The organism is Sphingobium ummariense RL-3, from assembly GCF_000447205.1.
Taxonomy (GTDB): Bacteria; Pseudomonadota; Alphaproteobacteria; order Sphingomonadales; family Sphingomonadaceae; genus Sphingobium; species Sphingobium ummariense.
The window spans coordinates 1-9424 of sequence record NZ_AUWY01000050.1 but is presented as its reverse complement, the minus strand read 5'-3'; the positions used below and the strand labels follow the sequence as shown (position 1 = coordinate 9424).

General features: G+C 69.0%; 11 protein-coding genes. 5 read left to right on the top strand and 6 right to left on the bottom strand.

Annotated features, from left to right (window positions below; translation table 11 throughout):
• The 4 genes from M529_RS0124360 to M529_RS31280 form a co-directional block, all read right to left on the bottom strand.
• A partial coding sequence (locus tag M529_RS0124360) for a FeoB small GTPase domain-containing protein (RefSeq protein WP_031294664.1) occupies positions 1-526 on the bottom strand: 526 nt, incomplete at its 3' end.
• Positions 523-780 (bottom strand): FeoA family protein, encoded by a 258-nt coding sequence (locus tag M529_RS31290; RefSeq protein ID WP_021317199.1) that lies wholly within the window; start codon positions 778-780, stop codon positions 523-525. The genes M529_RS31290 and M529_RS0124360, both read right to left, overlap by 4 nt.
• Positions 781-886: 106 nt before the next feature.
• Positions 887-1546 (bottom strand): COQ9 family protein, encoded by a 660-nt coding sequence (locus M529_RS31285; RefSeq protein WP_021317198.1) that lies wholly within the window; start codon positions 1544-1546, stop codon positions 887-889.
• Between the two features lie 9 nt (positions 1547-1555).
• Positions 1556-2437, bottom strand: a complete 882-nt coding sequence (locus tag M529_RS31280) for a DMT family transporter (protein WP_031294662.1) — start codon at positions 2435-2437, stop codon at positions 1556-1558.
• A gap of 68 nt (positions 2438-2505) precedes the next feature.
• On the opposite strand from M529_RS31280, the gene M529_RS31275 reads away from it, so the two are divergent.
• Positions 2506-3585: an alkene reductase gene (locus M529_RS31275; RefSeq protein WP_021317196.1), complete on the top strand. Its 1080-nt coding sequence runs from the start codon at positions 2506-2508 to the stop codon at positions 3583-3585.
• A gap of 43 nt (positions 3586-3628) precedes the next feature.
• Here the strand turns inward: M529_RS31275 and dmeF are convergent, their stop codons facing one another.
• Positions 3629-4630, bottom strand: a complete 1002-nt coding sequence (gene dmeF, locus M529_RS31270) for a CDF family Co(II)/Ni(II) efflux transporter DmeF (RefSeq protein WP_031294659.1) — start codon at positions 4628-4630, stop codon at positions 3629-3631.
• Positions 4627-4899 (bottom strand): metal/formaldehyde-sensitive transcriptional repressor, encoded by a 273-nt coding sequence (locus M529_RS31265; RefSeq protein ID WP_021317194.1) that lies wholly within the window; start codon positions 4897-4899, stop codon positions 4627-4629. The genes dmeF and M529_RS31265 overlap by 4 nt, the downstream gene beginning before the upstream one ends.
• Before the next feature lie 391 nt (positions 4900-5290).
• Between M529_RS31265 and crtY the strand changes: the two genes are divergently transcribed.
• From crtY to M529_RS31245, 4 genes are all read left to right on the top strand, one after another.
• Positions 5291-6442 (top strand): lycopene beta-cyclase CrtY, encoded by a 1152-nt coding sequence (crtY, locus tag M529_RS31260; protein WP_021317193.1) that lies wholly within the window; start codon positions 5291-5293, stop codon positions 6440-6442.
• Positions 6442-7923, top strand: coding sequence for a phytoene desaturase (locus tag M529_RS31255; protein ID WP_021317192.1), 1482 nt, complete (start codon positions 6442-6444; stop codon positions 7921-7923). Before crtY ends, M529_RS31255 begins: the two co-directional genes overlap by 1 nt.
• 13 nt (positions 7924-7936) lie before the next feature.
• On the top strand, positions 7937-8518 hold the full coding sequence (locus M529_RS31250; RefSeq protein WP_031294657.1) for an LOG family protein: 582 nt from the start codon (positions 7937-7939) through the stop codon (positions 8516-8518).
• Positions 8519-8641: 123 nt separating this feature from the next.
• A partial coding sequence (locus M529_RS31245; RefSeq protein WP_021317190.1) for a phytoene/squalene synthase family protein occupies positions 8642-9424 on the top strand: 783 nt, incomplete at its 3' end.

The following is a 9424-nucleotide window of genomic DNA, read 5'->3' as shown; positions in this document are numbered from 1 at the left end:
TCGCCGCGCCGCCGCCCACCAGCGTCTCCAGCTCCGCGCGCAGATGGTCGAGCCCGCGCTTGCGCACCGCGACCGTCGGCACCACCGGCACGCCCAGCTCGCGCGCCAGCACCTGCGCGTCCAGTTCCAGCCCGTCGCGGGTCGCGAGGTCGACCATGTTCAGCGCCACGATGGTCGGCAGGCCGAGCGCGATCAGTTCCAGCGCGAAGCGGAGATGGTTGTCCAGATTGGCGGCGTCGACGACGATGACCAGCGCATCGGGGCGCCGCTCGCCGGCCTGCCGCCCCATCACCACGTCGCGCGTCACCTGCTCGTCGGGGCTGGCGGGGTCGAGGCTGTAGGTGCCCGGCAGGTCGACCAGCTCCACCGGCCGCCCGTCGGACAGCGCCAGCCGCCCCGCCTTGCGCTCCACCGTGACGCCCGGATAGTTGCCCAGCTTCTGCCGCGCGCCGGTCAGCGCGTTGAACAGCGCGCTCTTGCCGGCATTGGGATTGCCGACCAGCGCGACCAGCGGGGTCGGGTTCATGGCCGCTCCTCCTCCGGCCCCGTGCGTACCGTCACGGCGGCGGCGTGGTTGCGCCGCATCGCGATGGTCATGCGTCCGACCCGGCAGGCGATCGGCCCCCTGCCCAGCAGCCCGCCATGGTGCAGCGCCTCGACGCTTGCCCCCTCGCACAGCCCGAATTCGCGCAGCCTCTGCCCCTCGGCCGCCGACAGGGCGGTCCAATCGATCATGTCCACATAGGCGGGCTGGCGCAGCGGGAGCTCGGAAAGGCGCAAGGAAAGGGCACTCGTCACTTATTTCTGCGAGTGACTATCAATACCGACAACGGAAAGCCAGCGCGAATCGCGAAGGGCGCCGCCCGCCCGCCGCGCCCGGGCGCCGTTAGACGGAAGGGTAGCGCAACCGCCCGATAAAACGCGACAGGCTCAGCCGCTCGCCACCGCCGCGCCATTTCGCCTTGGCCTTCTCGAATCGCATCACGCCCTCGATCCGCCGGGCCAGGAAGGCGCGGGTATCCGCCTGGCCCTCGCTCTCGTCGTCGATGAAGACGAGCAGGGTGGAGGCATAGACGCCGCCCAAGGTCATGCGCTTGCTGTAATGGTTGAGGTCGGTGGCGACATCGCCCGCCGCGCGCCACATCGCGTCGGCCGCGCGCCAGCCCAGCTTCGCGGCGCGGGGCGCATTGGTCGGCAGCGCCATGATCGCGATCGCGCGGCGCAGCGCCTCGCGATCGGGCGCCAGCAGGTCCAGCCGCGCCTCGATCAGGGCAGTGATGCGCCGGCGAATCGACATCGCCGCCAGCGCCTCGGGCGGCAGCGCGTCGAGCATTCCCCGATCGATGCTGGCGAACCAGGCGTCGATCATGCCCATCGCCCCATCGCCGAAGGCGAGCCGCGCGACGTCTGGATCGACGCCCTTCTCCGCCGCCGCCATGGCGACCGCCTGCGGCCGCCAGCCGTCGAAGGCCGCGTGGCGGGCGAGCACCGGCGCCAGCAGCACCTTTATCTCGTCCAGCGTCATATCCTGCGTCGTCTCGCTCATCCCCTTCATTTAGGCCCGCGCGGGCATGCGCACAAGGATCAGCGCCACGGCCACCAGCAGGGCGCCGATACCATCGGTCGCGGTCATCGCCTCGTCGAACAGCAGCCATCCCGCCAGCGCCGACACCGCCGGCTGGACCAGCAGGCTCAGCCCCAGCACCAGCGGCGAGAACCAGCCGATCGCATAGGTCAGCAGCCCCTGGCCGATCACCTGGCTGCACAGCGCGATCGCGATCACCGGCAGCCAGTCGCCCGGCATCACCTGCTCGCCCATCGCCAGCGCGGCGGCCAGCAGCGGCGGCGCCGCTATGACGCTGGTCAGGGCCAGCACCGACCAGCTGTCCATGCGCTGGCGCGCGTCCTGCACCACAAGCAGATAGGCGGTATAGAGCACCCCCGCGAGCAGGCTCAGCATGTCGCCGCGCAGGTTCGCCGGCGCCAGTTCGTAGCTGCTGCCCATCAATATGCCCCCGCCCACGGTCGCCAGCGCCAGCGCGACAGCCTGCACCCATCCGATCCGCTGGCGCAGCACGACCAGCGCCCACAGCGGCAGCATCAGCGCGCTCGCATTGCCGAACAGCGTGGCGTTCGCCACCTTCGTATAGAGGATGCCCAGATGCCAGCTCGCCAGGTCGGCGGCGAAGAACAGGCCGGCGAAGAGGATCGCGGTCCAGTGACCCGCGCTCAGCCGGGTGCCGGTCAGGCGCGACCCCGCCAGCATCGCCAGCACCGGCGCCGCCAGCGTCACGCGCCAGAAGGCGGCGGCGACCGGCCCGACATCGCTCAGCCGCACCAGGATCGCCCCCATTGCCAGAATCACATTACCCAGGATTAATGCGGGAAAGGCCAGCCGTGGCGTGTGCACGCGGGCCAGGGGGGTTGAAGCTGTCATGCCGGATCCCTAGCTGGCTTTCGCGTTCACGTCCCGTTGCACTTTGCAACTTTATAGAGGGAACATCCATGCCGACACTGTTCGATCCCGTCCAGCTTGGCGCCGTCGCGGCGCCCAACCGCGTGCTGATGGCGCCGCTGACCCGCGCGCGCGGCACGCGCGATCATGTGGCGACGCCGCTGATGGCGGATTATTACGCGCAGCGCGCCTCGGCCGGCCTCATCATCAGCGAAGGGATCGGCATTTCGCGGCAGGGCCTCGGCTGGCCGTTCGCGACCGGTCTGTGGACCGATGCGCAGGTCGCCGGCTGGAAGCAGGTGACCGACGCGGTGCACGAAGCGGGCGGCCGCATCTTCGCCCAGCTCTGGCACATGGGCCGGCTGGTCCATTCCAGCGTCATCGGCGAACAGCCCGTTGCCCCCAGCCCGATCGTCGCGCCCGGCCATGCCCACACCTATGACGGCAACAAGCCCTATGAGACGCCCCGCGCGCTGGAGCTCGAAGAGATTCCCGCGCTGATCGAAAGCTATCGCGTCGCCGCGCGCAACGCCATCGCGGCCGGGTTCGACGGCGTTCAGATCCACGCCGCCAACGGCTATCTGATCGACGAATTCCTGCGCGACGGCGTCAACCAGCGGACCGACGCCTATGGCGGCAGCCCGGAAAACCGCACCCGCCTGCTGCGGGAAGTGACGCAGGCCGTGGCCGAAGTGGTCGGCGCCGACCGCACCGCCGTCCGCCTGTCGCTGAACGGCCCGACCCAGGGCGTCGACGACAGCAACGCCGCCGCGATCGCGGAGGCGGCTGCCAGGGCGCTGGAGCCGATCGGCCTCGCCTTCCTCGAACTGCGCGAGCTCAAGCCCTTCGGCACCCGCGGCGCGACCGACGTGCCCCGCCAGTCGCCGCTGGTCCGGCAGCATTTCTCCGGACCGCTGGTGCTCAACAGCGATTATGACGCCGCCAGCGCGCAGGCCGACCTCGACAGCGGGCTGGCGCAGGCGATCAGCTTCGGCCGGCCCTTCCTCGCCAATCCGGACCTGCCGGAAAGGCTGCGCACCGGCGCCCCGCTCAATCCGCCGCGGGAAGAGACCTTCTACACCCAGAGCGGCGAGGGCTATACCGACTATCCGGCGCTCGAAGCCGCCTGAGGCCGCGTGCCGCATCCCTGCCTCGCGGGGATGCGGCGCTCCTTCAGGCGCATTCCACCGTCACATGCTCCATCCGGGGCAAAGCGTGCACCCGGTCTCGCACCGCCTTCGCATCGACGCCGGGGGCCAGGCTGATGATCGCGGCATGGGCATGCGGCCCGATCCGCCAGACATGCAGGTCGCGGATCGTCGCGCCCTCGGCCTCGGCCACCGCCTTCACCCGCGCCATCAGCGCCGGCTCGGCGGTGTCCAGCAGGATCGCGGCGGTGTCCTTCATCAGCCCCCAGGCCCAGCGCGCGATCACCGCCGCGCCCAGCAGCCCGACCGCCGGGTCCATCCACCACCAGCCCAGATAGCGCCCCGCCAGCAGCGCCCCGATCGCCAGCACGGACGTCAGCGCGTCGGTCAGCACATGGACATAGGCGGCGCGCAGATTGTTGTCGGCATGGCCGTGGCCGTGCGCCTCGCCCTCTGCATGCTCATCATCATGGTCATGACTGTGGTCGTGCCCCAGCAGCAGCGCGCTCAGGATATTGATGACCAGGCCGATGACCGCCACCAAGGTCGCCTCGCCGAATGCCACCTGCACCGGTGCCAGGAATCGCATGCCTGATTCGACCGCGATGAACAGCGCCGTCACCCCCAGCAGCAGCGCGGAGGCGAAACCCGACAGGTCGCCGACCTTCCCCGTGCCGAAGGTATAGCGCGGATTGCGCGCATGCCGCCGGGCATAGCCATAGGCCGCCGCCGCAACGGCCAGCGCGCCCGCATGGGTCGCCATGTGGAAGCCGTCGGCCAGCAGCGCCATCGACCCGGTCAGCCAGCCGAAGACGATCTCCACCACCATGGTCGCGGCGGTCAGCCACACCACCCACAGGGTCCGCTTCGCATTGCGGTCGTGCCCGGCCGTCAGGTAGATATGGTCGAAATAATGGGCATCCTCGCCCCCGTCCGGCGGAATCGGGGGCAAAGCGGGCGCGCAGCCATGCGCGTGATCATGGCCATGACCATGGTGATGATGGGCGTGGTCGTCGTGCATCCTCATTTCCCATAGCGCCGGATCAGCGCCAGCATCTCCTCGGCCGCGGCCGCCCGCGCCGTGTCGCTCAGCCCCGGCCGCGCCACATGCGCGCGCATATGCTGCTCGATCAGCTCCTCCATCAGGCTGCCGACCGCCCCGCGCACCGACGCCACCAGCTGCAGCGTTTCCGAACAGCCGGCATCTCCGGCAAGCTGGCGCTCCACCGCCTGCACCTGCCCCGCGATTCGCCTTATCCGGGCCAGCAGCTTATCCCGATCTTCGATTACATGCATAATATACCCCCCTATACTATATTCACGCCAAAGAAAAGGCGAATCAACTGTCCGCCTCGCTCTGCGCCTTCGACCGTGAAGTGCGGGTCCGAGCGGAGGTTTTGGGTAGGGAGTGGACATAACCTCCGTTCGTCCTGAGTAGCCATTGAGCTTGTCGAAATGGCGTGTCGAAGGACCGATGTCGTACGCTGCCCCTTCGATACGGGCCCCTTCGACTGCCTGCCAAGGCAGGCGCTCAGGTTCAAACGAGGCTCGTGACTCGTTTGAAGCTTCGACAAGCTCAGTCCCTACTCAGGGCGAACGGATGCAGGGAAGGTCTCGCTCCGGCCGATAACATACCTTCAACCGAACCCTCCCTTCCCCCCGCCGTCCCCGCCCGCTAACAGGGGCTGTGCCCGCTCCCTCCTCCTGCGACATCGCCATCATCGGCGGCGGCCTGGCCGGCAGCCTGGTCGCGCTGGCGCTCGCCGCCCGCCGTCCGGAGGCGCGCCTGCTGTTGGTGGAACAGGACGACAGCATCGGCGGCAATCATCTCTGGTCCTTCTTCGACAGCGATGTCGCGCCGCAGGACCGCTGGCTGGTCGAACCCCTCGTCACCCATCGCTGGCCGCAGGGGCATGCGGTGTGCTTCCCGGGCCTGACCCGCCAGCTTCCCGGCGCCTATAACAGCATCGCCTCCACCACCCTCGACCGCCATGTCCGCACCCTGCTCGGCGACCGGGTGCTGACCGGGACGCAGGTGGCTGCGCTGGATCCGGCCGGTGTCACCCTGGCGAACGGTGACCGGCTGGATGTAGGCGCGGTGCTCGACGCACGCGGCGCCGCCGATCTGTCGGCGCTTCGCTGCGGCTGGCAGAAATTCGTCGGCCACGCCCTGCGCCTGTCAGCGCCGCATGGCATCGACCGCCCCATGATCATGGACGCCACCGTCGAGCAGGCGGACGGCTACCGCTTCGTCTATCTCCTCCCCTTCGACGACCGGACGATCTTCGTCGAGGACACCTATTACAGCGCCTCGCCCGCGCTGGACGTCCCGGTGCTCGAAGATCGGATCGCCGCCTATGCAGCGGCGCGGGGCTGGCGGGTGGAAGCGGTGATGCATCGCGAAACCGGCGTGCTTCCCGTCGTTCATGGCGGCGCCTTCGACCGCTTCTGGCCGCAGGACGACCCCGTCGCCCGTGCCGGTGTCCGCGCCGGGCTGTTCCAGCCGATGACCGGCTATTCCCTGCCCGATGCCGTCGCCTTCGCCGCCTGGGTCGCGGGCCAGCCGCTCGACACTCTGGCCGCCGCCACCCGCGCCTATGCCGCGGCCCATTGGCGCCGGGGCGGCTATTACCGGATGCTCGGGAAACTGCTCTTTGGCGCCGCGCTCCCGCCGGACCGCTGGCGCGTGTTCGCCCGCTTCTACCGCCTGCCCGCGCCGCTGATCGACCGTTTCTATGCCGGCCGGTCCACGCCCGCCGACAAGCTGCGCATCTTGTGCGGCCGCCCACCTGTCTCCATAAGGAGCGCCATGCACGCCTTGCTGAGACCCCCCGCCTGATGCCCAGGCAAGCGATCGTCATCGGCGCCGGCTTCGGCGGCCTGGCCCTTGCCATCCGCCTGCAGTCGGCAGGGGTCCAGACGACCCTGGTCGAGGCGCGCGACCGGCCGGGCGGCCGTGCCTATATGTGGCAGAAGGACGGCTTCACCTTCGACGCCGGGCCGACCGTCGTCACGGACCCCGATTGCCTCGCCGAACTGTGGCGCCTGTCGGGCCACGACATGGCGCAGGATGTCGAGCTGCTGCCCGTCAGCCCCTTTTACCGCCTCAACTGGCGGGACGGCACGAATTTCGACTATTCGAACAACGAGGCCCATCTTCGCGCCGAGATCGCGAAGCTGAATCCGGAGGACGTCGCCGGCTACGAACGGTTCCTAGACTATGCGGCGGGAGTCTATGAGGAGGGCTATCGCAAGCTCGGCTCGGTCGCCTTTCTCGACTTCGCGTCGATGATAAAGGCGGCGCCCTCGCTCGCCCGCTACCAGGCCTGGCGCTCGGTCCACTCGATGGTCTCCTCCTTCGTGAAGGACGACCGGCTGCGGCAGGCGCTGTCCTTCCACACGCTGCTGGTCGGCGGCAATCCGATGACCACCAGCGCCATCTATGCCCTGATCCACAAGCTGGAGAAGGACGGCGGCGTCTGGTTCGCGCGCGGCGGCACCAACCGGCTGGTGCAGGGCATGGCCACCCATTTCGAGCGGCTGGGCGGGACGCTGCGCCTGGGCGATCCGGTGACGCGGATCGAAACCTATGGCGACCGCGCCGTCGCCGTCCACAGCGCCTCGGGCTGGCGCGGCGAGGCCGATGCCGTCGCCAGCAACGCCGACCTGATGCACAGCTATCGCGACCTTCTGGGCCACCATCCGCGCGGCCAGAAGCAGGGGGCCGCGCTCGCCCGCAAGCGCTGGTCGCCCAGCCTGTTCGTGCTTCATTTCGGCATCAAGGGCAGCTGGCCCGGCATCCCGCACCACATGATCCTGTTCGGCCCGCGCTATGAAGGTCTGCTGACCGACATCTACGACCATGGCGTGCTGCCGGGCGACTTCTCGCTCTACCTGCACCATCCGACCGTGACTGATCCGTCGCTGGCGCCGGAGGGCCACTCGACCTTCTATGCGCTCGCTCCGGTGCCGCACATGGGCAAGCTGCCGATCGACTGGGACCGTTTCGCGCCGGCCTATGCCGAACGCATCCTGGACGAGATCCAGCATCGGCTGATCCCCGACATCCGCTCGCGCATCGTCACCCGCTTCCACTATGCGCCGCCCGATTTCGCCCGCGACCTGTCGGCGCATCTGGGCAACGGCTTCAGCCTGGAGCCGCTGCTGACCCAGAGCGCCTGGTTCCGCGCCCATAATCGCGACGATGTCATTCCCAATCTCTATCTGGTAGGGGCGGGCACCCATCCGGGCGCGGGCATCCCGGGCGTGGTCGGCTCCGCCAAGGCGACCGCCGCGCTGATGCTGGCGGACCTGGCGTAGAAGAGCAGGAATGATGAAGAGACTGGCTGTCTATTGCGGCTCGGCGACTCCGGCCGACCTGACCTATATCGACGCAGCGCGCCATGTCGGCCGCACCCTTGCCGCACGCGGCATCGGCGTCGTCTATGGTGGCGGGCGCCTCGGCCTCATGGGCGCGATGGCGGACGCCGCGCTGGAGGCTGGGGGCGAGGTGATCGGCGTCATCCCTGAAGCACTGGTCGGCGCGGAGGTCGCGCATCGCGGCCTGACCGAACTGCACGTCGTCCAGACGATGCACCAGCGCAAGCAGTTCTTCACCGACCTGTCGGACGGCTTCGTCACCATTCCCGGCGGCGTCGGCACGATGGACGAGCTGTGGGAAGCGATCAGCTGGGCGCAACTCGGCTATCACCAGAAGCCTGTCGGCCTGCTCAACGTCGCCGGCTTCTACGACCAGCTGATCGGCTTCAACCGGCATATGGTGGAGGTGGGCTTCATCCGCGCCCAGCATGCCGGCATCCTCATCCACGCCGACGGGATCGACGCGCTTCTCGATGCGATGACGGCCTATCAGCCGCACGAAACGATCTTCGCGATGAAGGCGGAGCGACTCTGAATGTCGTTCCCCGGAGGCCGGGGTCCAGTTGTCTAGGCGCAGCGTCCGCATCCCTGGACCCGGCCTCCGCCGGGAACGACAAGGGAGAGGCCGCTGCCAATAAGGATGGGTAAGGGCGTCAGTATGTCCGACATTCCCGACCGCGCAGCCCTCGTCGTCCATGCCCGGGACAGCATCGCCCGCGGCTCCAGAAGCTTCGCCATGGCGTCGAAGCTGTTCGCCCCGGAAACCCGCGAACGCGCCTGGCTGCTCTATGCCTGGTGCCGCAAGTGCGACGATATCGCCGATGGGCAGGATCATGGCGGCGCGCTGAGCGTCGTCACCGATGCGCAGGCGCGCCTTTCCGACATGCGGGCGCTGACCGATCGGGCGCTGCGCGGCGAGCCGACCGGCGATCCCGCCTTCGACGGCTTTGGCCTGGTCATGCGCGAATGCGCCATCCCCGCCCGCTACGCCCATGACCTGATCGACGGCTTCGCCCTCGACGCGGCCGACTGGCGGCCGCGGACGGAGGACGATCTGCTGCGCTACTGCTATCATGTCGCCGGCGCGGTGGGGTGCATGATGGCGGTGCTGATGGGCGTCGATCCGGCCGACGAAGCCACGCTGGACCGCGCCTGCGACCTCGGCCTCGCCTTCCAGCTCGCCAACATCGCCCGCGACATCGGTGAGGATGCGGCGGCCGGGCGCTGCTATCTTCCCGTCGCCTGGCTGGCCGATCTGGACCTCACACCCGCAACGCTGATGACCCCCGCTGCCCGCCCGCGCCTTGGGATCCTTGGCCGCCGCCTCGCATCCATGGCGGCGCAATATGAGGAGAGCGCCCGGCATGGCACGGGCGCGCTTCCCGCCCGTTCCGCTTGGGCGGTGCTGGCGGCGGCGGGCATCTACGGCGACATCGCGCGC